Origin of the sequence: Pseudomonas citri, assembly GCF_025336485.1 — a bacterium.
Lineage (GTDB): Bacteria > Pseudomonadota > Gammaproteobacteria > Pseudomonadales > Pseudomonadaceae > Aquipseudomonas > Aquipseudomonas citri.
Window position 1 is genome coordinate 227094 of sequence record NZ_JAODAB010000002.1, and the last position, 22875, is coordinate 249968.

A 22875-nucleotide genomic window follows, 5' to 3' on the forward strand; every position below is an offset into this window, starting at 1 on the left:
AGGAAACTCAAGGCTGCTGTATTTGCTGCAAATGACCGTAGAGTCGGGCATACAACCCGCCCTCGGCAATCAACTGCAAATGGTCGCCGTCTTCGGCGATTTGCCCGCCGTCGAACACCAGGACACGGTCAGCCTGCTTCACTGCCGACAACCGGTGGGCAATGATCAGCGTGGTGCGTCCGTTGAGGAAACGCGCCAGCGCTTGGTGGAGGTTGTACTCGGTGGCCGCATCGAGGGCCGAAGTGGCTTCATCGAGAATCACTACCCGCGGGTCGGCCAGGATCATGCGGGCGATGGCCAACCGTTGCCGCTGGCCGCCCGACAAACGCACCCCGGAGCGCCCGACGACACTGTCCAACCCTTGCGGCAGCGCCCGGACCGTGGCATCCAGCTGGGCGATCGCCAGCGCCCGCCAGCACGCGTCGTCAGTGCACTCGCGGCCCATGGAAAGGTTGGCGCGCACCGTGTCATTGAACAGCGCCGGGTGTTGCAGCACCACCGCGACATTCTCGCGGATGGTGTCCAGACCGATCTCCTGCTGCGTGGCACCGCCAAACCGGATACTTCCCGACTGTGGCGTGTACAACCCCAGCAACAATTGCACCAGGGTGCTCTTGCCGCCACCACTGGCGCCGACGATGGCGACCTTCTCGCCAGGTGCGATGGACAGGTTCAATTGGTCGAGCACCCGCTCCTCGCCGTAACCGAAGCTCAACCCCTGGATGTCGATGCCGACCGTGTCGCGACCCTTGAACGGATCGACGCTTGCCCGGTATTCCGGTTCATCGGCCCGGGCCAGCAGTTCGTTGATTCGGCTCAAGGCGCCGCCGGCCGCGTAATAGGCGTATTGCAGGTTCAACAGTTGCTCGACCGGACCGATCATGAACCAGAGATAGCTGAACACCGCGAGCATCTGGCCGATGGACAGGTCGGAAAACACCACGGTGAGCATGGCGGCGGCACGGAAAATGTCGATACCGAACTGGAACAACAAGCCACTGGCACGGTTCGAGGCGTCGGTTTTCCACTGGGAATTCACCGCGTAGTCGCGCACTTCCCTGGCACGCAGCCCCAAACGGCCAAGAAAATAACCTTGTCGGTTACTCGCACGAATCTCCTGGATCGCGTCCAGGGTTTCGGTCAGGGCCTGGGTGAAATGCGAGGTGCTGTCGTTCTCCAGCTTCTTGAGATGCTTGACCCGCTTGCCCAACTGCACCGTGGCATAGATCACCAGCGGATTGAACAACAGGATCAGCAGTGCCAGTTTCCAGTGCATCCAGACCAGGATGCCGGCGGTGCCCACCAGCGTCAGCATCGCCACCAGGAAACGACTGAGGGTTTCGCCGATGAATTTGTCCAGAGTGTCCAGGTCGGTGACCAGGTGCGCCGCCACGGTACCGCTGCCCAGGCTTTCGTATTCGCCCAGGGAAATGCGTTTGAGGCGCTCGATCAGCCGCTGGCGAACGCGATAGACGATGTCCTTGGCCAGCCCGGCAAACAGGCGCGCCTGCAGCACGTTGAACAGCAAGGCGCAGCACCGCAGCCCCAGGGTAGCCAGCAACATCAGGCCGATATAGCCGGCCGCGCTTTGCCAGCCCGTCGGCAACGCATGGTTCATGACCTTCAAAGCGGCATCGCCACGCCCCAGCAGCACCTCATCCACCAGCAACGGCAACAGCAACGGGATCGGCACACTGCACAGCGTCGCCAGCACGGCCACGCCGTTGGCAATCCACAGGGCTTTCTTGTGTTTGACGACCAGGCGCCGAATCTCTGCCCAGCTCAACCGATCGATGCGCTGCGGGGCAGGTGCGCCCTCCGGGCGGTCAGGCACAGGCCGCGCGCTCCAGCCAACGCTCGAGTAACGGCGCCAGTTGAGCCAGCGGCTGGTAACCGTTGGTGAGCAGCGCCAATTGGCCGTCGCGTTCGGCCAACAGGGTGGGGAACCCGGCGATACCCAGGTCCTGGACCCAAGTGAAATCCGCCGCGGTGGCGGCATGCTGGTCGGCGCGGTCGAACGCCCCGGCGAATTCGATGCGTGGCAACCCGGCCTGCTCGGCCAGTTCCACCAGGACGCTGGCGTGGGTGACGTCGCGGCCCTGCACATAAAATGCTTGCTGGATCAGCTTCACCAGGTTCCAGGCCAGATCCGGGGCCAGGCTGCGTGCCGTCACCACGGCCCGACAGGCCGGCTCGGTGTCGTAGACAAAACCGTCCGGTAACGCCCCTTCAAGCTTGAACGGCTGGCCGGTGGCCTGGATGACCGCCTGCCAGTGCTCGAGAATGTAGCGTCGGGTGGTGGGTTCCAATGCCGAACCACTTCCCGTGCGCAAACCGCCCATGACCAGGTGCAAGGGCACACCGGCGGCCTGCGCCTGCTCGACCAGTGCCTGGGCCACTGGCGCAAAGCCCCAGCACCAGGAACACATCGGGTCCATTACATAGAGCAGGCGTGACGCCATGATTCAAGCCTCGGAGGATGACTGCTTGTAGTTGTAGCCGATCGGGTGCGGCATGTTACGGGCCTTGGCCAGCTCGATCTGCTTCTGCCGGTCGATGGCGCTGCGACGGGTTTTCTCGCTCAGCGTGTCCCAGCAGTGCGGGCAGCTGATACCCGGTACATAGTGCTCCGAAGCGCGGTCCTCGACGCTCACCGGCGTGCGACAGGCATGACATTGATCATAGTCGCCTTCGCTGAGGTCATGGCGAACGGTCACGCGGTTATCGAACACAAAGCAGTCGCCGCGCCATTTGCTTTCTTCCTGGGGCACCTCTTCGAGGTATTTCAGGATGCCGCCCTTGAGGTGGAACACCTCGCCGAAGCCCTGGCCGAGCATATAGCTGGAGGCTTTTTCGCAACGAATGCCACCGGTGCAGAACATCGCGACTTTCTTGTGCCGGGCCGGGTCGAAGTTGGCCTTGATGTAGTCCGGGAACTCGCGAAAGCTGGTGGTCTTGGGGTCGATCGCCCCTTCGAAGGTGCCGATGGACACTTCATAGTCGTTGCGGGTGTCGATCAACAGCACTTCAGGGTCGCTGATCAGCGCATTCCAGTCCTGCGGTTCGACATAGGTGCCCACCTGCTTGTTCGGATCCACACCTTCGACGCCCAGGGTGACGATCTCTTTCTTGAGCTTGACCTTGGTGCGGTAGAACGGCTGCTCGTCGCAGTACGATTCCTTGTGGTCGATGTCGACCATGCGTGGATCGTTCCTGAGCCAGGCCAGCAAGCCATCGATGCCTTCACGACTACCGGAAACCGTGCCGTTGATGCCTTCTTCGGCGATCAGCAAGGTGCCTTTGATGCCGTTTTCGAGCATGGCGTTGAGCAAGGGCTCGCGCAGCTCGATGTAGTTTTCCAGGGTGACGAACTTATACAGTGCCGCCACGACAATGGGTTGTGTCATGGGTACTTCTCCAGGTGGCTACCCTCGCAAAGGGTGAACCGGATGCAAAAAAAACGCGCCGGTTCAACGGCGCGGTGCGGATTCTAACAAAAAACAGGGGACGCAGGATCACGATTGCTGTGGGGGCAGACTTGGAGAAAACCCTCAGTGAAGTAGAGTTCTGTGGGAGCAAGGCTTGTCCGCGATGAAGTTGCTGCGGTCCCTAGGCTCTGTACGAAAAGCCTTGATACTCGTTCATGCTGCGTTGAAAATAACCTCGGAATGCTCATGTACTCCAGTACACTCCGCTTCCTCGGCTGTTTTCGCCTTGCCTGACCTTCGTCTCAAGACTTTTCGTACGGAGCCTAGGCTCTGCATCGCGAGCAAGCTTTGCTCCCACAGCGATCTTGCTCCCCACAAATTCAGGCTTGTCAGCCCCAGCAGCCCAGTCAGTGCTTGCTGCCACCTGCACAGGTCGGCGAAGCCGGGGCTGCGTCGATCTGCGCCCACTCCTCGGGGGTGTAGGTGTGCAGCGCCAACGCATGGAATTCGCCCATCAGTTCGCCCAATGTGCCGTAGACCTTCTGATGACGCTTGACACGATTGAGCCCTTCGAACTGCCGGCTGACGATCACCGCCTTGAAGTGGGTCTGCAGGCCACGGCTGTGCATGTGGCTTTCATCCAGCACTTGCAGGTGCTCGGGTTGCAAGAGCGCTAGGGTCGACTCGATGCGTTGTTGCATGCTCATACCGAGGCTCCGCTTACGGCTTCTTCTTGGCAGGCGCAGGCGCCGCGGCTTTAGGCTCGAGCTCTGCGGTCATGTCCGAGAGCAGCTTGTTGACCACCGGCACCGCGCTTTCGAGCTTGGCCTGGGTCAGCTGGGCCGATTGCTGGGTCAACTGCGGCATTTTCTCCAGGACTTTCTTGCCCAGTGGCGACTGGTAGAAAGCCACCAGGTCCTTGAGCTCCGACTCACTGAAGTTGGTGGTGTAGAGCTTGACCATGTCCGGCTTGAGCTTGTCCCAGCCGATGGCCTTGTCCAGTGCGGCGTTGGCCTTGGCCTGGTAGGTTTCCAGGGTGGCTTTTTTCGACTCGGGGGCCTTGGTCTGCTCAAAGCGCTGGGCAAACATCTGCTGAACTTGCATGTACACCGGGGTGCCCAGTTTGTCAGCGTGCGCCAGGGTCAGGAAGGCTTCGGCGCTGGCGTTGTGGCTGGCGGTATCGGCGAAAACAGGGCCGCTGGCACACACCAGAGCAACTGCTGTACAGACGGCACGAAAACGGGTCATCGAGTTTCCTTTCATTACAGGCGAGGTAAAACCCCAAGGGCGACCATTCTGCGCCTAAAAAACGCCGCGCCTCAACCCCGATACGCACCGGGTCCGATTGACGGGGCAAACCCGCCGCGCCTAGATTGAAGGATGTTTGAAGGAACCGACGTCGCCCATCCGGGCCTAAACTGCGCATTCAGCCCTACAGGAGTTTGACCCGATGAGCCGTATCGAAACCGACAGCCTTGGCCAGGTGGAAGTCCCGGACGACGCCTACTGGGGTGCGCAGACCCAGCGCTCGATGATCAACTTCGCCATTGGCAACGAACGCATGCCGCTGTCGGTGCTGCATGCCTTGGCCCTGATCAAGAAGGCCGCCGCGCGGGTCAACGACCGCAACGGCGACTTGCCCGCCGACATCGCTCGCCTGATCGAACAGGCCGCCGATGAAGTCCTGGCCGGCGAGCATGACGATCAATTTCCGCTGGTGGTCTGGCAGACCGGCAGCGGGACGCAGAGCAACATGAACGTCAACGAAGTGATCGCCGGGCGCGCCAATGAGCTGGCCGGCAACCCGCGTGGCGGCAAGAGCCCGGTGCACCCCAACGACCACGTCAACCGCTCCCAGAGCTCCAATGACAGCTTCCCCACCGCCATGCACATCGCCGCCGCCCAGGCCGTCCACCAGCAGTTGCTGCCGGCCGTCGCGGAGCTGTCCGGCGGGCTGGCGGAACTGGCGGCGCGCCACATGAAGCTGGTCAAGACCGGCCGCACCCACATGATGGATGCCACGCCGATCACCTTCGGCCAGGAACTGTCGGCCTTTATTGCCCAGCTCGATTACGCCGAGCGGGCCATCCGCGGCGCCTTGCCGGCGGTCTGCGAGTTGGCCCAGGGCGGCACGGCGGTGGGCACCGGGCTCAACTCACCCCATGGCTTCGGCGAAGCGATTGCCGCCGAGCTGGCGGCGCTGTCCGGCCTGCCTTTCGTTACCGCACCGAATAAATTCGCCGCGCTGGCAGGCCACGAGCCTCTGACCACGTTGTCGGGCGCGCTGAAAACCCTCGCCGTAACCTTGATGAAGATCGCCAACGACTTGCGCCTGCTGGGTTCCGGACCACGGGCCGGGTTCGCCGAGGTGAAGCTGCCGGCCAACGAACCGGGCAGTTCCATCATGCCCGGCAAGGTCAACCCGACCCAGTGCGAAGCCCTGTCGATGCTGGCCTGCCAGGTCCTGGGCAACGACGTGACCATCGGCATGGCTGCCAGCCAGGGGCACTTGCAGTTGAACGTGTTCAAACCGGTGATCATCCACAACCTGCTGCAATCGATCCGCCTGCTGGCCGACGGCTGCAGCAACTTCCAACAACACTGCATCGCCGGGCTGGAGCCGGATGCCGAGCAGATGGCCGCGCACCTGGAGCGTGGATTGATGCTGGTGACCGCGCTGAATCCGCACATCGGCTACGACAAGTCTGCGGAAATCGCCAAGAAAGCCTATGCCGAAGGCTTGACCTTGCGCGAAGCGGCGTTGCAACTGGGGTACTTGACCGATGAGGAATTCGATGCCTGGGTAAGACCGGAAAATATGCTGGAAGCCGGTAGCCAAGGCTGATGTCCTGCTGAGGTCCTTCAGGGGCTGATGGTCCGCTATCGCGAGCAAGCTTTGCTCCCATAGGGGACTAACGCCCCAGGGCCAACCGCTCGCGCCGGGCCCTGAGGCCGGCGATCAGCGAAGGCCCCACTGCCACCAGCGCCGAGCCCAGCACCACCAGCACCGCTCCACCATAGGCCAGCAGATTGATCTGTTCGGCATGCACGTAGTCGGGCCACCACCAGGCGGCAATCGCCACCGCTGCGAAGGTCACCAGCGGCGTGATCGCCAGGGTCGCGCTGACCCGCGAAGCCTCCCAATGGGCCAGAGCTTCGGCAAACGCGCCGTAGGCAATCAGGGTATTGAGGCAGCAGGCCAGCAGCAGCCAGCCTTGCAGCGGGCTCAATTGCAACGCCTCCAACGGATGCACCCAGGGCGTGAGCAGCAACGCGCAGAACAGGTAGATCACCATCATCACCTGCAACGAATTCCACACCGTCAGGAGTTGTTTCTGGCCCAGGGCATAGAACGTCCAGACCGTCGAAGCCAGCAGCACCAGCAAGACCCCGGCGGTGTAGTCGCTCAGGGACGTCAGCAATTCGACCAGGCGTTGGTTGAAGAACAGGGCAAAACCGATCAGCAGCACCGCAAGGCCAATGCCCTGCCCCAAGCTGAAACGCTCCTTGAACACAAACAGGCTGGCGATCAGCAGCATGATCGGCCCCATCTGCACCACCAGTTGCGCGGTACCCGGGCTCAAGCGGTTCAAGCCCATCAGGTACAACACATAGTTGCCTACCAGTCCCAGCACCGCCATCGCCACCAGCCAGCCACCGCGCGAGCCCAACACTTTGCGGCTGGGCAAGCGACGGGTAGCCGCCAGGTAGATGAACAGCAAGCCGCCGGACACCAGCAGGCGAAACCAGGTCACGGTGACCGGATCCATCACTTGCAGCACCTGCTTGAGCTTGATCGGCAGGATTCCCCACAGCAACGCGGTCAGCAAGGCGAGAAACAGGCCGTAGACCCAGCGACCGGACGATTTGTGCATGCGACCCTCGAAGCTCAAGACGTGAGCGCTGATTCTAACCCGACGCCACGACGACGTTTGCATATTGACGTCGACAGGATGGCGCGGGTCGCGCCGTCGATCGGCTGGACAGGCGGAAATCGAGAACTGCACATAAGCTCATCTGAGAACGAACTCGCCCCCCTATGGAGACCCAACATGCTTGGCAAACGCGCCCAGGATCCCGCCCCTACGACCATTTTTCGCAGTGACCGGATTTGCCGGGTAAACGGCGAGTTCTACTTCAACACCCGGGAGGGCACACAGGAAGGTCCATACCCCACTCGGGAGGCTGCGGAACAGGGCATCGCCCAGTACATCACCCGGATGTTGCAACTGGCGCAAGTCGCCAGCTAGCGCAGCATTCTGTGGCGAGGGAGCTTGCTCCCGCTGGGCCGCGAAGCGGCCCTCTGCCCTATCCATAAGTAAATCGCATCGACTGGTTGGCGACTGCTTCGCAGTCGAGCGGGAGCAAGCCCCCTCGCCACAAGCACCTCTGACTTCCTAAGTTCGTGGTTATCTGAACGCCTCGAACAACCCCGTCGCCCCCATCCCACCGCCCACGCACATGGTCACGATGCCGTAGCGCAGGTTGCGCCGTTGCAGCTCGCGCACCAGATGACCCACTTGCCGCGAGCCGGTCATGCCGAACGGATGACCGATGGAAATCGAGCCGCCGTTGACGTTGTATTTTTCCGGATCGATTTCCAGGCGATCACGGCTGTACAGGCACTGGGAAGCGAACGCCTCGTTGAGTTCCCACAGGTCGATGTCGGCGATTTGCAAGCCCTTGGCCTTGAGCAACTTAGGCACCGAAAACACCGGGCCGATGCCCATCTCGTCCGGCGCGCAACCGGCTACGGTAAAACCACGGAAAAACGCCTTGGGCTTGAGCCCCAGGGCCAAGGCTTTTTCCAGACTCATCACCAGGGTCATCGAAGCGCCATCGGACAACTGCGACGAGTTGCCCGCCGTCACCGAACCGTCTTCGGCGAACACAGGTTTCAGACCGGCCAGGCTTTCATAGGTGGTGTCCGGGCGGTTGCAATCATCACGATCGACCACACCCTCAAGAACCTGCACCGCACCGGTGTTTTTATCTTCAACCTGGTATTTCACCGCCATCGGGATGATTTCATCGGCAAACAGCCCGGCCGCCTGGGCCCGGGCGGTGCGCTGCTGGCTTTGCAAGGCGTAGCGGTCCTGTGCCTCGCGGCTGACCTGGTAGCGGCGAGCGACGATCTCGGCCGTCTGGCCCATGGGGAAATAAATCCCCGGCACCTGCTCCTGGAGCAACGGGTTGATCAGGTGGTCGGTGTTGACGCTTTTCAGCGTCAGGCTGATGGACTCCACACCGCCGGCGACGATGATGTCGCTGCAGCCGGAAGCGATCTGATTGGCCGCGATGGCAATGGCTTGCAGGCCCGAGGAACAGAAACGGTTGAGGGTCATGCCGGCGGTGCCGGTGCCCAGTTGCGAGAGCACCGCCACATTGCGGCCGATGTTGTAGCCCTGGGCGCCTTCGTTGGAACCGGCACCGACGATGCAGTCTTCGACGCTGGCCGGGTTGATGTCGTTGCGCGCCAGCAAGGCATCGACACAGTGGGCCGCCATGTCATCCGGACGGGTCATGTTGAACTTGCCGCGAAAGGATTTGGCCAGGCCGGTCCGTACGCTGTCGACGATCACCACTTCACGCATGGCAGTTACCTCATTGTTGGAGTCGGTTGAGTGGATCGAGCATAAATCCACGACATAACCGACTGCGACAATCATTCACCCCGCGTATGCGCTGCCATGGCCTATTTCCTGGACTTTCGTTTGCGCGCCTGTTTGTCGGCGCGCTCGAAGGCGTCCTCCAGCGCCTGATTAAGGGTGCGCAGTACCTTGACCCGCGCCCAGCGCTTGTCGTTGGCCTCCACCAAGGTCCACGGGGAAATCTCGGTGCTGGTGCGGTCCACCATGTCGCACACCGCGGCCCGGTAGGCGTCCCATTTTTCACGGTTACGCCAGTCGTCCTCGGTGATCTTGAAGCGCTTGAACGGGATCGCCTCACGCTCCTGGAAACGCTCCAGTTGGGTTTCCTTGTCGATGGCCAGCCAGAACTTGACCACCACCACGCCGGCGTCGGCGATCTGTTCTTCGAAGTCGTTGATCTCACCGTAGGCGCGCAGCCAGTCGGCCTGGCTGCAAAACCCTTCGACCCGCTCCACCAGCACCCGGCCGTACCAGGAACGGTCGAACATGGTGAATTTTCCACGCGCCGGAATATGCCGCCAGAACCGCCACATGTAGGGGTGGGCGCGCTCTTCCTCGGTGGGCGCGGCAATCGGCACGATGCCGTACTGGCGTGGGTCGAGGGCCGCTGCGACCCGCCGGATCGCCCCCCCCTTGCCCGCCGCATCGTTGCCTTCGAACACCGCCACCAGGGCATGCCGGCGCATGCGCTTGTCGCGCAGCAAACCAGCAAACCGCGCCTGTTCGGTGATCAGTTGTTCTTCGTAATCGGCTTTGTCCAGGCGCTGGGTCATGTCCAGGCTATCGATCAGCGTCACCTGCCCGTCCAGCACCGGCAGCGGCGCCACGCTGACCTTGTCCGGCTTGACCCGGGTTCGGTCGAGGGCCTGGCGCATCCCTTCCAGCAGGATCCGCCCGACCGTCAGGCTGCGATAACACGCGTCCATGCCCTCGATGACATGCCAAGGCGCGTAATCGCGACTGGTGCGGCGCAACACCCGCTCGCCGTATTTGACGAACTTGTCGTAGGTCTGCGATTGCTGCCAGTCCAGCGGGCTGATGCGCCAGCTGTGCAGCGGGTCATCCTTGAGCCCCTTGAGCCGGGCCTTCATCTGTTTCTTGGACAGGTGGAACCAGAACTTGAAAATCAGCGCGCCTTCATCGCAGAGCATTTTTTCCAGGCGCTCGGCGGCGTTGATCGCCTGGTCGAGCCGTGGATCCTTGAATTCGCCATGGACCCGCCCCTGCAACATCTGACTGTACCAATTGCCGAAGAAAATCCCCATGCGCCCCTTGGCCGGCAGCATTCTCCAGTAGCGCCAGGCCGGTGGCCGCGCCAGTTCCTCGTCGGTCTGCTGGTCGAAGGTACGGACCTCGATCAGCCTGGGGTCCATCCACTCGTTGAGCAATTTCACCGTCTCGCCCTTGCCCGCTCCCTCGATGCCATTGATCAGCACGATGACCGGAAACCGACCCTGCTGTTGCAGTTCGAACTGCATTTCGAGCAGGGCTTCTCGCAGGGCCGGCACCTCGGCCTCGAAGGTGTCTTTATCGATGACATGACCGATTTCAGCGGATTCAAACATGGGCAACTCCTTGCGGTGATGGGCCAAGACTAGCGGATTGACTGCCATCCCGTGCAGCAGATTCCCACCCAGGCACGCCCTCTCTTGTCTTGGATCAAGCAAGCCGACACCGATCGGCTAGAATGGCCGCCTTGATGTTGACCGAGCCTGCCATGACCCCCATCCAGCACCACGCCCAACTCGACTGGGATGACCAGGGGCGCCCGCGCTCGCGGGTATTCGACGACGTGTACTTTTCCGACCAGTCGGGGCTGGAAGAAACCCGCTACGTGTTCCTGGAACAGAACGACCTGGCCGAACGTTTTGCGGCGCTGGCCGATGGCGAACGACTGGTGATCGGCGAAACCGGTTTCGGCACCGGCCTGAATTTTCTCTGCGCCTGGCAATTGTTCGAACAGTGCGCACCGGCCGGTGCCCGGCTGCATTTCGTCAGCGTCGAGAAATTCCCCCTGAGCCCGGAGGATCTGCACCGCGCCCTGGCCTTATGGCCGTCACTCAAACAGCAAGCCGACCCATTGCTTGAACAGTACGTGGCGATCCATCAGGGCTTTCAGCGCCTGATGCTGGCCGATGGCCGAGTGACATTGACGCTGTTGATCGGCGATGTCCTGGAACAGTTGCCGCAACTGGACGCACAAATCGACGCCTGGTTCCTCGACGGTTTCGCGCCTGCGAAAAACCCGGACATGTGGACCGCCGAACTGTTCGCCGAACTGGCGCGACTGGCGGCACCCGGCGCGACCCTCAGCACCTTCACCAGCACCGGTTGGGTCCGGCGACTGCTGAACGCGGCGGGTTTCAAGATGAAGCGCACGCCGGGCATCGGCCATAAATGGGAAATCCTGCGCGGTGTGTTTCTCGGCTGGCCGGAACAGACACCATTGCCCTCCCCGGCGAAACCCTGGTACGCCCGCCCCTTGCGGCCAACCGACGAGCGCCGGGCATTGGTGATCGGCGGCGGCCTGGCCGGTTGCGCCAGCGCCGCGAGTCTCGCCGCCCGAGGCTGGCAAGTGACGCTGCTGGAGCGTCACGCCGGGTTGGCCGAGGAAGCGTCCGGCAACCCCCAAGGCGTGTTGTACCTCAAGCTGTCGGCCCACGGTACGGCGTTATCACAGATGATCCTCAGTGGTTTCGGTCACACCCGACGCCTGCTCGGACATTTGCAGCGCGGCGTTGACTGGGACGCCTGCGGGGTCTTGCAACTGGCATTCACCAGCAAGGAAGCCGAACGCCAGGCGCAACTGGCCGAGGCGTTTCCGGCCGATTTGCTGCACATTCTCGATCAGGCTGCGGCGCAGGCCCGCGCCGGTATCGGCCTGGCCTGTGGCGGTTTGTTCTACCCCGAGGGCGGCTGGGTGCATCCCCCGGCGCTGTGTCGCTGGCAAGCCTCAAGCCCGACGATTGACGTCCAGACCCACCATGAAGTGCTGACGTTGCGCCGCATGGAGAACCAATGGCAGGCGTGGGACGGCGAACGCTGCCTGGCCAGCGCGCCCGTGGCGATTCTCGCCAGCGCCGCCGAGATCAAGCGTTTCGACACTGCCGCCGACTTGCCGCTCAAGCGTATTCGGGGACAGATCACCCGCCTGCCCCAGACCCGCCGCAGCCAGAGCCTGGCGACAGTGGTCTGCGCAGAAGGCTACGTGGCCCCGCCACGGCTGGGCGAACACACCCTGGGCGCCAGCTTCGATTTCAACAGCGACGACTTGACCCCGACCGCCGCCGAGCACGCCGGCAACCTGCAGATGCTCGAAGAAATCTCCGAGGATCTGGTCGACCGTCTGGACGCCCGCACTCTGGATCCGCAACACCTCGAAGGCCGCGCGGCGTTCCGTTGCACCAGCCCGGATTACCTGCCGATCGTCGGGCCCTTGGCGGACCACCAAGCATTTACCGAGGCCTACGCGGCCCTCGGCAAGGACGCCCGCCAGGTCCCTGACGTCCCCTGCCCTTGGCTCGACGGCCTGTATATCAACAGCGGCCACGGTTCCCGAGGCCTGATCACCGCGCCCCTGTCGGGCGAACTGATCGCCGCGTGGCTGGAGAACGAACCCCTGCCGCTACCCCGCAGCGTCGCCGAGGCCTGCCACCCGAATCGGTTTGCGTTGCGGGGGGTGATTCGCGGCAAGTGATTGAGGAGTGGCTCAACGCCACCCTTCGGCTTATAACGCATCGATATAAAACTCATAGCCATCCCTCCGGTCACTTTCAGGGTACCCGCCATTCCGGCGTGGACTGCTTGACCCCTCCCCAACGGAAAAACCGGTAAGGACCTATGTGCGGATTAGCTGGAGAGTTACGTTTCGATCAACAACCTGCGGACCTTGCGGCCGTGGAACGCATCACCCATCACCTGGCGCCTCGCGGCCCTGACGCGTGGGGTTTTCATAGCCAGGGGCCGATTGCCCTGGGCCACAGGCGCCTGAAAATCATGGACCTGTCGGACGGCTCGGCCCAGCCGATGGTCGACCTGCAACTGGGCCTGTCCCTGGCCTTCAACGGCGCGATCTACAACTACCCGGAACTGCGCACCGAGCTGGAAGGCCTGGGCTACAGCTTCCATTCCGGTGGCGACACCGAAGTGCTGCTCAAGGGCTACCACGCCTGGGGCGAAGCGCTGTTACCCAAGCTCAACGGCATGTTCGCCTTCGCCCTCTGGGAACGCGATGCCAAGCGGCTGTTCCTCGCCCGCGACCGCCTCGGCGTCAAGCCACTGTACCTGTCACGCACAGGCTCGCGCTTGCGCTTCGCCTCGACGTTGCCGGCCCTGCTCAAGGGCGGCGACATCAACCCGCTGCTCGACCCGGTGGCCCTCAACCATTACCTGAATTTCCATGCGGTGGTCCCGGCACCGCGAACCTTGTTAGCCGGCATCGAAAAACTGCCACCCGCCACCTGGATGAGGATCGACGCCGACGGCCACACCGAGCAAAAAACCTGGTGGACCCTGCCCTATGGCCCCCGTGCCGACGAACAGCACCTGAACCTGGAAGACTGGGTCGAGCGCGTGCTCGACAGCACTCGCGAAGCCGTCGCCATTCGCCAACGCGCCGCCGTGGACGTGGGCGTGCTGCTGTCCGGCGGCGTCGACTCGAGCCTGCTCGTGGGCCTGCTGCGCGACGTTGGCGTGGAAGACTTATCGACATTCTCCATCGGCTTCCAGGATGCCGGCGGCGAGCGCGGTGATGAGTTCCAGTACTCGGACCTGATCGCCAGGCACTACGGCACTCGCCACCACCAACTGCGCATCGACGAAAAAGAGATCATTGAACAACTGCCCGCGGCGTTCCGCGCCATGAGCGAGCCGATGGTCAGCCACGACTGCATCGCCTTCTACCTGCTGTCGCGGGAAGTGGCCAAGCATTGCAAAGTGGTGCAAAGCGGCCAGGGCGCCGACGAACTGTTCGCCGGTTACCACTGGTATCCGCAAGTGGATGGCGCCAGCGATCCGTATGCGGCCTATCGCGCCGCGTTCTTCGACCGCAGCTACGAAGAATATGCCGCCACCGTGCAGCCCAAATGGCTGACGGCCAATGACGCGGCCGGTGATTTCGTCAAGGAACATTTCGCCCAACCCGGCGCGCAGGCCCCGGTGGACAAGGCCCTGCGCCTGGACAGCACGGTGATGCTGGTGGACGACCCGGTCAAGCGCGTCGACAACATGACCATGGCCTGGGGCCTGGAGGCGCGCACGCCATTCCTCGATTACCGGTTGGTGGAACTCTCGGCCCGGATCCCGGCAACCTTCAAGCTGCCCGACGGCGGCAAGCAGGTGCTCAAGGAAGCGGCCCGACGGGTGATTCCCAGTGAAGTGATCGACCGCAAGAAAGGCTATTTCCCGGTGCCGGGCCTCAAGCATCTGGAAGGCGACACCCTCGCCTGGGTCCGCGAGCTGTTGCTGGATCCGAGCCAGGATCGCGGGCTGTTCAACCCGGCCATGCTCGATCGCCTGCTCACCGACCCCAACGGCCAACTCACTCCGCTGCGCGGCTCACGACTGTGGCAACTGGCGGCGCTGAACCTGTGGCTCAGCGAGCAAGGAATCTGATCGATGAAAGCCAACCCTACAGTTCACAATCAGCGCCTGTTACGCGGCCAGGCCCCCTCTTATGAACGCTTGCAGGCGCGCCTGGCCGAAGACGGCAGCGCGCTGGGCGCTGACCCGATCGCCGTGCATTGCGGCTGGGGCCGGCTGCTGATCGGCCATACCTTCCCGGACCCGGCCAGCCTGGCCCGGGAGCTGCTCAACGAACAACCCGGCGAGCGCGACATTGCCTTGTACGTGGCCGCGCCCCAGCAAGTGCTCGGGCTGGAACCGGCGCAGTTGTTCCTCGATCCGTCCGACACCTTGCGCCTCTGGTTCAGCGACTATCGCCAGGCTACCCGGGTGTTTCGCGGCTTCCGGATTCGCCGGGCCCAGGGCGAAGCCGATTGGCGGGCCATGAACCAGCTCTACCAGGCCCGCGGCATGCTGCCCATCGATCACAAGCGACTGACTCCGCGCCACGAAGGCGGCCCGGTCTACTGGCTGGCCGAAGACGACGACACCGGCGCGGTGATCGGCAGCGTCATGGGCCTGAATCATCAGAAAGCCTTCAACGATCCGGAAAACGGCAGCAGCCTCTGGTGCCTGGCCGTGGACCCGCAATGCCCACGGCCAGGGGTTGGCGAGGTACTGGTGCGGCATCTCGTCGAGCACTTCATGAGCCGTGGCCTGAGCTACCTCGACCTGTCGGTACTGCACGACAATCGGCAGGCGAAGAACCTCTACGCCAAGCTCGGTTTTCGCAACCTGTCGACTTTCACCATCAAGCGCAAGAACGGTATCAACCAACCGCTGTTCCTGGGGCCGGGCCCCGAGGCGCCCTTCAACCCCTATGCGCGGATCATCGTCGAAGAGGCCCACCGGCGCGGGATCGAAGTGCAGGTGGACGATGCCGAAGGCGGCTTGTTTACCCTGGTCCACGGCAGTCGCCGGATACGCTGCCGCGAGTCCCTGAGTGACTTGACCAGCGCCATCAGCATGACCTTGTGCCAGGACAAGAGCCTGACCCACAAGGTGCTGAAAAACACCGGCCTGAAACTGCCGGCCCAGCAATTGGCGGGCAATGCCGATGACAACCTGGCGTTTCTCGATGAGCACGAACGGGTGGTGGTCAAGCCGCTGGACGGTGAGCAGGGCCAAGGCGTGGCGGTGGATCTGCGTACCATCGAAGAGGTGCAGAACGCCATCGAGACAGCCCGGCAGTTCGACAGTCGGGTGCTGCTGGAAAGCTTCCACGAGGGGCTGGATTTGCGGGTCCTGGTAATCGGCTATGAGGTGGTGGCGGCAGCGATCCGCCGCCCGGCGGAAGTGATCGGCGATGGCCAGCACCGCATCGGTGCCCTGATCGAAGCCCAGAGTCGCCGTCGACAGGCGGCCACCGGCGGCGAAAGCAAGATCCCGATGGACGCCGAGACCCAGCGCACGCTAAGCGCGGCGGGATACGATTTCGACAGTGTGCTGCCGGCGGGCGAGCACCTGTTCGTACGGCGTACGGCGAACCTGCATACCGGTGGCATCCTGGAAGACGTCACCGGCATCCTCCATCCGGCCCTGGCCGACGCCGCGGTACGCGCCGCGCGGGCGCTGGACATCCCCATGGTCGGCCTCGACCTGCTGGTGCCGGCGGCCGATCAGCCCGAATACGTGTTCATCGAAGCCAACGAACGCGCCGGCCTGGCCAACCATGACCCCCAACCCACCGCCGAACGCTTTGTGGATTTGTTGTTTCCCCATAGCCAAGCGGTGGCCTGACCCTTCTTCTGTGGCGAGGGAGCAAGGTTTCCCTACTTCAACGTTATGTTCCGCGAGGAGTTTCCATGATCAACAAAATTCCCGAACCGGACCTCGAATACCTGCGAAAAGTCCTGCTGGAAATGCTCGCCATTCCCAGTCCGACCGGTTTCACCGACACCATCGTGCGCTATGTCGCCGAGCGACTGGAAGAACTCGGCGTGCCTTATGAAATGACCCGGCGCGGGACGCTCCGGGCCACGCTCAAGGGTCGCAAGAACAGCCCCGACCGTGCCGTATCGGCGCACCTGGACACCATCGGCGCCGCCGTACGGGCGATCAAGGACAACGGTCGCCTGACCCTGGCGCCAGTGGGCTGCTGGTCCAGCCGATTTGCCGAAGGCAGCCGGGTCAGCCTGTTCACCGACACCGGCGTGATCCGCGGCAGCGTGTTGCCCTTGATGGCGTCCGGGCACGCGTTCAACACTGCCGTGGATGAAATGCCCATCAGTTGGGACCACATCGAGCTACGCCTGGACGCCTATTGCGCCACCCGCGCCGATTGCGAAACCCTGGGCGTTGGCATCGGCGACTACGTAGCCTTCGATCCCTTGCCGGAGTTCACCGAGAGCGGCCACATCAGCGCCCGGCACCTGGACGACAAGGCCGGGGCCGCCGCGTTGCTGGCGGCGCTCAAGGCGATCGTCGACAGCGGTGCGCAACTGCAGATCGATTGCCACCCGCTGTTCACCATCACCGAGGAAATCGGCAGCGGCGCCGCCGCCGCGCTACCTTGGGATGTCAGCGAATTCGTCGGCATCGATATAGCCCCGGTCGCGCCGGGCCAGCATTCGAGTGAACACGCCGTCAGCGTGGCGATGCAGGACTCCGGAGGCCCCTACGATTACCATCTATCGCGCCACCTGTTGGCGCTAGCCAAGGAAAACGAACTGCCGGCACGCCGCGACCTGTTCCGCTACTACTTCAGCGACGCCCACTCCGCCATTACCGCCGGCCATGACATCCGCACCGCCCTGCTCGCCTTCGGTTGCGATGCTACCCACGGCTACGAACGCACCCACATCGACAGCCTCGCCGCCCTCAGTCGCCTGCTCGGTGCCTATATTCTCAGCCCGGCGGTGTTCGCCAGCGACGCACAACCGGCGCAAGGCTCGCTGGACCGCTTCAGTCATCAGATAGAACACGATGCCCAGATGGAAAGCGACACGCGGGTGCCTTCGGTGGACAGCCTGGTGGGGCAGCGTGCCGATAACTGATCCAGCATTTTCACTGTCTGTTCCGGAGGGCGTTCCGACGATGGGGTCGCAAGGCTAGCCGCAAAACCCCATTGGCCGTAGCATCGCCACATTGTCTAGCCGAGGCCCTTCCATGCTCATCCCCCACGACCAACTCGAAGTCGACACGCTCACCCGCCTGATCGAGGATTTCGTGACCCGCGACGGCACCGACAACGGCGACGAAACACCCCTGGAAACCCAGGTATTACGGGTCAGACAGGCGTTGACCAAAGGCCAGGCGATGATTGTCTTCGACCCGGAAAGCGAACAGTGCCAGTTGATGCTCAAGCACGACGTGCCCAAGCATCTATTCGACTGAGCAGGCTTTGCGCTCGGCCCGGGCCTTTTTCCGCTGGATCTTTTCGTAGATTTCAGAACGATGGACATCCACGTGCCGTGGCGCTTCCACGCCAAAGCGCACGGTGCTGCCACTGACCGACAGCACACGGACGGAAATATCGTCACCGATGGAGATCAATTCACCTACAGCACGGCTGAGTACGAGCATGGTTCTTGTCCTTAAGAATGTCTGGACCTTGACCATGCCCGGCCTGCTTCGTGTTCTCAAGACGCCGAAGAGAAATCAGTAACCCCCTACAAGCAAAGCTCCGCCGCCTGAAGGAAACTTCCCGCAAAAACCTGCTCGAACCCTGTTTATTTCACGCTGCGGAGAATCGTGGCCCGAACAGAATCACACTCGCACCTAACACACAGAGCGCCACGCCAATCCAGTCGGAACCCAATGGCCGCGCGCGCTCCACCACGGCCAGCCAGGCAATCGAGGCGATGATATAGATCCCGCCATAGGCGGCGTAGGCACGACCGGCATAGGTTGCTTCGACCCGGGTCAGCAGCACGGCAAACAGTGTCAGGCTGAGCAGCGCCGGCACCAGCCACCAAGCGCTCTTGCCCTGGCGCAGCCACAGCCAGAAGGCGTAGCAGCCGGCAATTTCAAACAGCGCGGCAAGGAAGAACCACAGATAATTAAGCATGCGGATGTCCATCAGGAGGGCCAAGGGCGCCATCCTGAGGACACCGGGCATCGCGGTCAACTCATCAAGGTCAATTCGGATTCTGGCGAGCCTTGGCGCGCATCTTGTCGGCCATGGTGGCCATCTCGTCGTACAGCAATTGTGGATTCTTCTGCTTCATGGCCCAGGCCACCCGCCCCTGCTCGTGGGGCAGGATCATGAATTGGCCCTGGGCGACCTGCTGGTAAATGTAATCGGCAATGTCGGCCGCGGTAATCGGCGAGCTTTCGAGCAATTTGCCAACCTGGGCTTTCATGGCCGGGGTCGGGCCACGGAAAGAGTCCAGCAGGTTGGTCTGGAAAAAGGACGGGCAGACCACGTGCACGCCGATTTCCTGATGCGCCAGTTCAGCCAGGAGGCTCTCCGACAGGGCCACCACGCCGGCCTTGGCCACGTTGTAGTTGCTCATGGCCGGGCCCTGCATCAGCGCCGCCATGGAGGCGATGTTGATGATCTTGCCGCGGCTTTTTTCCAGCAAGGGCAGGAACGCCTTGCAACCCTTGACCACGCCCATCAGGTTGATCGCTATCTGCCAGTCCCAATCTTCCAGGGACAGCTCGCTGAAAAACCCGCCTGAGGCCACCCCGGCGTTGTTGACGATGATGTCGATGCCGCCCAGTTTCTCTTCGCACGCCTGGGCGAGTGCGGTCAGTTGGCTGTAGTCGCGCACATCACAACGCTGGATGAAGCCGTCGCCACCGGCGGCGCGCACCATTTTGAGGGTTTCCACCAGACCGGGCTCGCTGACATCCGACAACGCCAGCCGCCAGCCTTCGCGGGCCCAGCGCAGCGCGATTTCGCGACCCAGGCCGGAGCCGGCACCAGTGATCATCATGCGATTTTGCATAGCAGACAGCCTTGTTCGGGAGAGATGGGCCGAGTGTAGCGAAGGACTTTCCCGGACCCATGCTCCATCAGAGTGCTGAATGGCGAGGGCAAACCGTAATGGGGATATTAAAAAACACTGAATTTTTTACAGGACGTTACGGTCGACTGATTAAGCCGCCCGGATTTAACGCATGCGCGCTGACCGTTAAACGTTGTATCCCCAAAACTGACCAATTAAGGAAATCAACGATGGGCACAATACTTATCATTATCCTGATCCTCCTGCTGATCGGTGGCCTGCCGGTCTTTCCGCACTCCAGAAGTTGGGGCTACGGCCCGTCCGGTATCATTGGCGTAGTCCTGGTGGTGCTGTTGATCCTGCTATTACTGGGCAAGATATAAACCACGGCGAAAAAAAAAGAGGCCTTCGCAGGCCTCTTTTTCATGCTCGCCGGTAATCAGTCCGGCTTGCCGTCAACCACGCCGGCGGTGTTATCCAACAGGCTCTTGGTGGCCGTCTGCAAGAACGACTCAAGTTGCAGCTTCATCTGCGCGGTGCCCGGTGCATCCGGGATAATTTCCGCATGCGGGTTGGCGCCCAGCTCATAGCGGTACATCTTCGCTGGCATTTCCTTGTCTTTCGGCAACACCAGGATCTGATCGTCGCGCACGATCGCCGTGGTCTGCTCGCTGCCCGACGGCTTGATCACACCAAAACCGGTATCGCCCTGCGGCAGGTTCAACAGGTCGCGGCCCCAGCACTGGTTGCGCACCTGGCCGCCGATCCGGCCCATGATGGTTGGGACGATATCGACCTGGGTGCCCACGGTGTGGCTACGCTGGCCAAACTTTTCCTGGATGCCCGGGCCGATCAATAGCAACGGTACGTTGAAACGGCCCAGGTCCATTTCGGTGATCTGCCGTTCGTTACCAAAGCCATGGTCGCCGACCACGACGAACAGGGTTTCCTTGAAGTAAGGCTCCTTGCGCGCCTTCTCGAAGAACTGGCCAAGCGCCCAGTCGGCGTAGCGCATGGCGGTCAAGTGTTCATTCAGACTGCCACGGTCGGTGACCCGCTCCACCGGCAACGGTGTCGGCAGTGCATACGGCGTGTGGTTGGACAGGGTTTGCAGCAAGGCATAGAACGGCTTGCCGTTTTCCCGCGCCTTGAGCTCGATCAGGCCACGGTCGAACATGTCCTGGTCGGAGACGCCCCAGGTCGGGTCGGAAAACACCGGGTTCACGAAATCGTTGCGCCCGATGAAATTGGTCATGCCCTGGTTGCTGAAGAAACCCGACTGGTTGTCCCAGGCGAAATCGCCGTTGTAGACATAGACGTCGTCGTAGTCGCGGGCGCTGAGCAACTGTGGCAGGCCCGACAGCTTGTGGCTGCCCTCGGGCGTCTGCATCAGGTATTCGAAGCCCGGCAGGTTCGGGAAGCACGCCATGGTGGCGAACATGCCCTGGTGGGTGTGGGTACCGTTGGAGAAGAAGCGGTCGAACAGCAAGCCTTCCTTGGACAGCTTGTCCAGGTAAGGGGTGATGTTGCCCGGCGCGCCCAGGGCCCCGACCGAGTGCCCGGCCATGCTTTCCATGAGGATCACGACGACGTTCTTGATCGGCAGCGTCTTGTCGGCCGGCGGCGTGTAGTCACGACGCACGGCGGCTGTCGCGGTGTCCACCAGCTTGTCGTCGGACATGACCAGCATGTCGCGCACGGTCTGCTGCGCCAGTGGCTGCTCCAGGGTGGCTTTCCAGATGTTGTCGCGGTCTTCGGACATCCGGCTCTTGGCCGCCGCCACCAGCGACAACGTACCGTTGAGGCCCAGTTGGTTGGCGAAGTTCGAATCGGTGGTGTAGACGTCGCCCCAACGCAGCGGTGGCCCCTGGCGCAGGGTGCCACGGGCCGCCGTCACGGCCACCAGCAGGCAGACCAGGAACACCGCGACGCGGCTGTACCATGGGGCGACCTGACGCACACCGATGCTGCCGCCGCTGAACGGCCCGCGCGGCCGGGTCGCGCGGTCGGCGCCCTTGAAGGCCAGGCTCAGGATCAGCGTGCCGCCCGCCCAGGCCAACAGGTAACGCACTACCGGGAAACCATACCAGAGCATGCTCATCACGGTTTTCGGGTCTTCCTTCACATACTGGAAGACCAGGCCGTTGAGGCGCTGGTGGAATTCACGGTAGAAGTCCATCTCCATCAAGCCCAGGAACAACGCGATGCTCGAGGTGACCGTCAGCCAGAAACGAAAGAAACCGCGAGCCGCCATGGCCCGGGGGCTGAACAAAGCCAGCAGCAGCGGGACGCTGAGGTACACCACCAGGCGCAGGTCGAAACGCAAGCCGTTGGCGAACGCCTCGATGAAAGTCGACGCCGGGGTATCGAGGATCATCTCGCGGTTGTAGACCAGCAGCGCCAGGCGCAGCAGGCTGAACATGACCATCATCACCAAGGCACAGAGCAACGTGTAGGCCAAGTGTGATTTGACGGTCGGTTGCAGCAAGCGATGCGTAGTGCGCTGCTGACTCAGGGCGTCCGGGATTGCCATGTCGTTTAAGGACCTATTGGAGTTAAGTGACAAAAAGAAACAACGGCGCGCCCTCTGTTGGCCAATGCATGGCCCCGGGGCTTGCGCGAGTGGGCAAATGTTGCACGAACGGCGGTGGCATTGCCATTAAATAACCGGCGGCAATAAAAGCGCGGGAGATTGTCCGTAAGGTTTTGTGAAAATTTCGTTCAATGAATATTCAGAAACACAAAAAACCCAGATTTCCTCCGTCACTGAGGCGAACCCCGTTGTAGCGAGGGAGGCTCATGTGGGAGCAAAGCTTGCTCCCACAGATAAATCCCCCGGCTCCGGGGAATTCCCGGGGGCTTAATGAAACTGCCGCCCCAACCCCGCCGGCACGCCTTCGATGGTGGTGTCCTCCCACGGCCCGTTCGGGCTGACGGAGCGGCTCCAGCCGTTGTTCCAGCGGTAGTAGGTGCGTTGGCGATAGAAGGTGTTGGTCTGGTTGTCCAGCACATAGACCCCCAGCTTGGCGTCCCAATGGCTGTTGCCGCCCGGTGGCGGGGCGAAACTGGCGGAAGTACGCGGCAGCGGCTTGCTCGGCTTGTTCGGAGTCACTGGCTTGCCCGGCGGTGTCGACGGGCCCGGCTTGTGGGTCGGGGTCGACGGCGTGATGGGCGGCAGCGGTGCCGAAGGCTCCGGTGGGCGCTGGACCGCACAAGCGCTCAGGCCCAGGACGAGGGTGAGCAAGGTGATACGAGCGATGGCGGTCATGGTGCGAATTC

The 22875-nt window shown here is 62.4% G+C and carries 21 protein-coding genes; 8 read left to right on the forward strand and 13 right to left on the reverse strand.

Annotation, left to right across the window (positions count from 1 at the left end):
* Positions 1–7: 7 nt before the first annotated feature.
* The 5 genes from N4Q37_RS03245 to N4Q37_RS03265 all read right to left on the reverse strand — a co-directional run bounded on the left by N4Q37_RS03245 (position 8) and on the right by N4Q37_RS03265 (position 4676).
* Positions 8–1834: an ABC transporter ATP-binding protein gene (locus N4Q37_RS03245; RefSeq protein WP_260955272.1), complete on the reverse strand. Its 1827-nt coding sequence runs from the start codon at positions 1832–1834 to the stop codon at positions 8–10.
* Positions 1827–2462 carry a DsbA family protein gene (locus N4Q37_RS03250; RefSeq protein WP_260955274.1) on the reverse strand — a complete coding sequence of 212 codons (636 nt, stop codon included), beginning with the start codon at positions 2460–2462 and terminating at the stop codon, positions 1827–1829. Before N4Q37_RS03250 ends, N4Q37_RS03245 begins: the two co-directional genes overlap by 8 nt.
* A 3-nt stretch (positions 2463–2465) precedes the next feature.
* Complete coding sequence (trhO, locus tag N4Q37_RS03255; protein WP_260955276.1) at positions 2466–3407, reverse strand: oxygen-dependent tRNA uridine(34) hydroxylase TrhO; 942 nt, start codon at positions 3405–3407, stop codon at positions 2466–2468.
* A 428-nt stretch (positions 3408–3835) separates the two neighbouring features.
* Entirely contained in the window at positions 3836–4135 is a 300-nt protein-coding gene (locus N4Q37_RS03260) for a BolA family protein (protein WP_260955278.1), read from the reverse strand.
* A gap of 13 nt (positions 4136–4148) precedes the next feature.
* Positions 4149–4676: a DUF2059 domain-containing protein gene (locus tag N4Q37_RS03265; RefSeq protein WP_260955280.1), complete on the reverse strand. Its 528-nt coding sequence runs from the start codon at positions 4674–4676 to the stop codon at positions 4149–4151.
* 202 nt (positions 4677–4878) lie between these two features.
* On the opposite strand from N4Q37_RS03265, the gene N4Q37_RS03270 reads away from it, so the two are divergent.
* A complete protein-coding gene (locus tag N4Q37_RS03270) occupies positions 4879–6273 on the forward strand; it encodes a class II fumarate hydratase (RefSeq protein ID WP_260955281.1) in 1395 nt (464 codons plus the stop codon).
* A gap of 67 nt (positions 6274–6340) precedes the next feature.
* Here N4Q37_RS03270 and N4Q37_RS03275 read toward each other — a convergent pair whose 3' ends face one another.
* A complete protein-coding gene (locus tag N4Q37_RS03275) occupies positions 6341–7303 on the reverse strand; it encodes a DMT family transporter (protein WP_260955283.1) in 963 nt (320 codons plus the stop codon).
* Positions 7304–7480: 177 nt separating this feature from the next.
* On the opposite strand from N4Q37_RS03275, the gene N4Q37_RS03280 reads away from it, so the two are divergent.
* Positions 7481–7678 (forward strand): DUF6316 family protein, encoded by a 198-nt coding sequence (locus tag N4Q37_RS03280; RefSeq protein ID WP_260955285.1) that lies wholly within the window; start codon positions 7481–7483, stop codon positions 7676–7678.
* Positions 7679–7837: 159 nt separating this feature from the next.
* Here N4Q37_RS03280 and N4Q37_RS03285 read toward each other — a convergent pair whose 3' ends face one another.
* Together N4Q37_RS03285 and pap are read right to left on the reverse strand one after the other, a co-directional pair.
* A complete protein-coding gene (locus N4Q37_RS03285) occupies positions 7838–9022 on the reverse strand; it encodes a thiolase family protein (protein WP_260955286.1) in 1185 nt (394 codons plus the stop codon).
* A gap of 101 nt (positions 9023–9123) precedes the next feature.
* The gene (pap, locus tag N4Q37_RS03290) at positions 9124–10644 is read right to left on the reverse strand and encodes a polyphosphate:AMP phosphotransferase (protein ID WP_260955287.1); all 1521 of its coding nucleotides are present in this window, start codon (positions 10642–10644) and stop codon (positions 9124–9126) included.
* A 152-nt stretch (positions 10645–10796) separates the two neighbouring features.
* Between pap and mnmC the strand changes: the two genes are divergently transcribed.
* The 5 genes from mnmC (at position 10797) to N4Q37_RS03315 (ending at position 18037) form a co-directional block, all read left to right on the forward strand.
* Entirely contained in the window at positions 10797–12776 is a 1980-nt protein-coding gene (gene mnmC / locus N4Q37_RS03295; RefSeq protein ID WP_260955289.1) for a bifunctional tRNA (5-methylaminomethyl-2-thiouridine)(34)-methyltransferase MnmD/FAD-dependent 5-carboxymethylaminomethyl-2-thiouridine(34) oxidoreductase MnmC, read from the forward strand.
* A 143-nt stretch (positions 12777–12919) separates the two neighbouring features.
* Complete coding sequence (locus N4Q37_RS03300) at positions 12920–14692, forward strand: N-acetylglutaminylglutamine amidotransferase (protein ID WP_260955292.1); 1773 nt, start codon at positions 12920–12922, stop codon at positions 14690–14692.
* 3 nt (positions 14693–14695) lie between these two features.
* Positions 14696–16441, forward strand: a complete 1746-nt coding sequence (gene ngg / locus N4Q37_RS03305; protein ID WP_260955294.1) for an N-acetylglutaminylglutamine synthetase — start codon at positions 14696–14698, stop codon at positions 16439–16441.
* A 65-nt stretch (positions 16442–16506) separates the two neighbouring features.
* A complete protein-coding gene (locus tag N4Q37_RS03310; protein WP_390897886.1) occupies positions 16507–17697 on the forward strand; it encodes an osmoprotectant NAGGN system M42 family peptidase in 1191 nt (396 codons plus the stop codon).
* Positions 17698–17809: 112 nt separating this feature from the next.
* Positions 17810–18037 carry a YheU family protein gene (locus N4Q37_RS03315; RefSeq protein WP_260955296.1) on the forward strand — a complete coding sequence of 76 codons (228 nt, stop codon included), beginning with the start codon at positions 17810–17812 and terminating at the stop codon, positions 18035–18037.
* Here N4Q37_RS03315 and csrA read toward each other — a convergent pair.
* From csrA to N4Q37_RS03330, 3 genes are all read right to left on the reverse strand, one after another.
* Positions 18026–18226: a carbon storage regulator CsrA gene (gene csrA, locus N4Q37_RS03320; protein ID WP_260955298.1), complete on the reverse strand. Its 201-nt coding sequence runs from the start codon at positions 18224–18226 to the stop codon at positions 18026–18028. The two genes, N4Q37_RS03315 and csrA, sit on opposite strands and share 12 nt — an antisense overlap.
* A gap of 151 nt (positions 18227–18377) precedes the next feature.
* Entirely contained in the window at positions 18378–18710 is a 333-nt protein-coding gene (locus N4Q37_RS03325; protein WP_260955300.1) for a YnfA family protein, read from the reverse strand.
* A 70-nt stretch (positions 18711–18780) separates the two neighbouring features.
* Entirely contained in the window at positions 18781–19596 is an 816-nt protein-coding gene (locus tag N4Q37_RS03330) for an SDR family oxidoreductase (protein ID WP_260955301.1), read from the reverse strand.
* 230 nt (positions 19597–19826) lie between these two features.
* Here N4Q37_RS03330 and N4Q37_RS03335 point away from each other — a divergent pair, with 230 nt between their 5' ends.
* Positions 19827–19979 carry a DUF3309 family protein gene (locus N4Q37_RS03335; RefSeq protein ID WP_018606531.1) on the forward strand — a complete coding sequence of 51 codons (153 nt, stop codon included), beginning with the start codon at positions 19827–19829 and terminating at the stop codon, positions 19977–19979.
* A 56-nt stretch (positions 19980–20035) separates the two neighbouring features.
* Here N4Q37_RS03335 and N4Q37_RS03340 read toward each other — a convergent pair whose 3' ends face one another.
* A complete protein-coding gene (locus N4Q37_RS03340; RefSeq protein WP_260955313.1) occupies positions 20036–22129 on the reverse strand; it encodes an LTA synthase family protein in 2094 nt (697 codons plus the stop codon).
* Between the two features lie 327 nt (positions 22130–22456).
* On the reverse strand, positions 22457–22864 hold the full coding sequence (locus N4Q37_RS03345) for a hypothetical protein (protein ID WP_260955315.1): 408 nt from the start codon (positions 22862–22864) through the stop codon (positions 22457–22459).
* Positions 22865–22875 lie beyond the last annotated feature (11 nt).

Coding starts and splice junctions, on each gene's coding strand:
- N4Q37_RS03250 (WP_260955274.1), bottom strand. CDS start 2,462: ATGGCGTCACGCCTGCTCTATGTAATGGACCCGATGTGTTCCTGGTGC.
- trhO (WP_260955276.1), bottom strand. CDS start 3,407: ATGACACAACCCATTGTCGTGGCGGCACTGTATAAGTTCGTCACCCTG.
- N4Q37_RS03260 (WP_260955278.1), bottom strand. CDS start 4,135: ATGAGCATGCAACAACGCATCGAGTCGACCCTAGCGCTCTTGCAACCC.
- N4Q37_RS03265 (WP_260955280.1), bottom strand. CDS start 4,676: ATGACCCGTTTTCGTGCCGTCTGTACAGCAGTTGCTCTGGTGTGTGCC.
- N4Q37_RS03270 (WP_260955281.1), top strand. CDS start 4,879: ATGAGCCGTATCGAAACCGACAGCCTTGGCCAGGTGGAAGTCCCGGAC.
- N4Q37_RS03275 (WP_260955283.1), bottom strand. CDS start 7,303: ATGCACAAATCGTCCGGTCGCTGGGTCTACGGCCTGTTTCTCGCCTTG.
- N4Q37_RS03280 (WP_260955285.1), top strand. CDS start 7,481: ATGCTTGGCAAACGCGCCCAGGATCCCGCCCCTACGACCATTTTTCGC.
- N4Q37_RS03285 (WP_260955286.1), bottom strand. CDS start 9,022: ATGCGTGAAGTGGTGATCGTCGACAGCGTACGGACCGGCCTGGCCAAA.
- pap (WP_260955287.1), bottom strand. CDS start 10,644: ATGTTTGAATCCGCTGAAATCGGTCATGTCATCGATAAAGACACCTTC.
- mnmC (WP_260955289.1), top strand. CDS start 10,797: ATGACCCCCATCCAGCACCACGCCCAACTCGACTGGGATGACCAGGGG.
- N4Q37_RS03300 (WP_260955292.1), top strand. CDS start 12,920: ATGTGCGGATTAGCTGGAGAGTTACGTTTCGATCAACAACCTGCGGAC.
- ngg (WP_260955294.1), top strand. CDS start 14,696: ATGAAAGCCAACCCTACAGTTCACAATCAGCGCCTGTTACGCGGCCAG.
- N4Q37_RS03310 (WP_390897886.1), top strand. CDS start 16,507: ATGATCAACAAAATTCCCGAACCGGACCTCGAATACCTGCGAAAAGTC.
- N4Q37_RS03315 (WP_260955296.1), top strand. CDS start 17,810: ATGCTCATCCCCCACGACCAACTCGAAGTCGACACGCTCACCCGCCTG.
- csrA (WP_260955298.1), bottom strand. CDS start 18,226: ATGCTCGTACTCAGCCGTGCTGTAGGTGAATTGATCTCCATCGGTGAC.
- N4Q37_RS03325 (WP_260955300.1), bottom strand. CDS start 18,710: ATGCTTAATTATCTGTGGTTCTTCCTTGCCGCGCTGTTTGAAATTGCC.
- N4Q37_RS03330 (WP_260955301.1), bottom strand. CDS start 19,596: ATGCAAAATCGCATGATGATCACTGGTGCCGGCTCCGGCCTGGGTCGC.
- N4Q37_RS03335 (WP_018606531.1), top strand. CDS start 19,827: ATGGGCACAATACTTATCATTATCCTGATCCTCCTGCTGATCGGTGGC.
- N4Q37_RS03340 (WP_260955313.1), bottom strand. CDS start 22,129: ATGGCAATCCCGGACGCCCTGAGTCAGCAGCGCACTACGCATCGCTTG.
- N4Q37_RS03345 (WP_260955315.1), bottom strand. CDS start 22,864: ATGACCGCCATCGCTCGTATCACCTTGCTCACCCTCGTCCTGGGCCTG.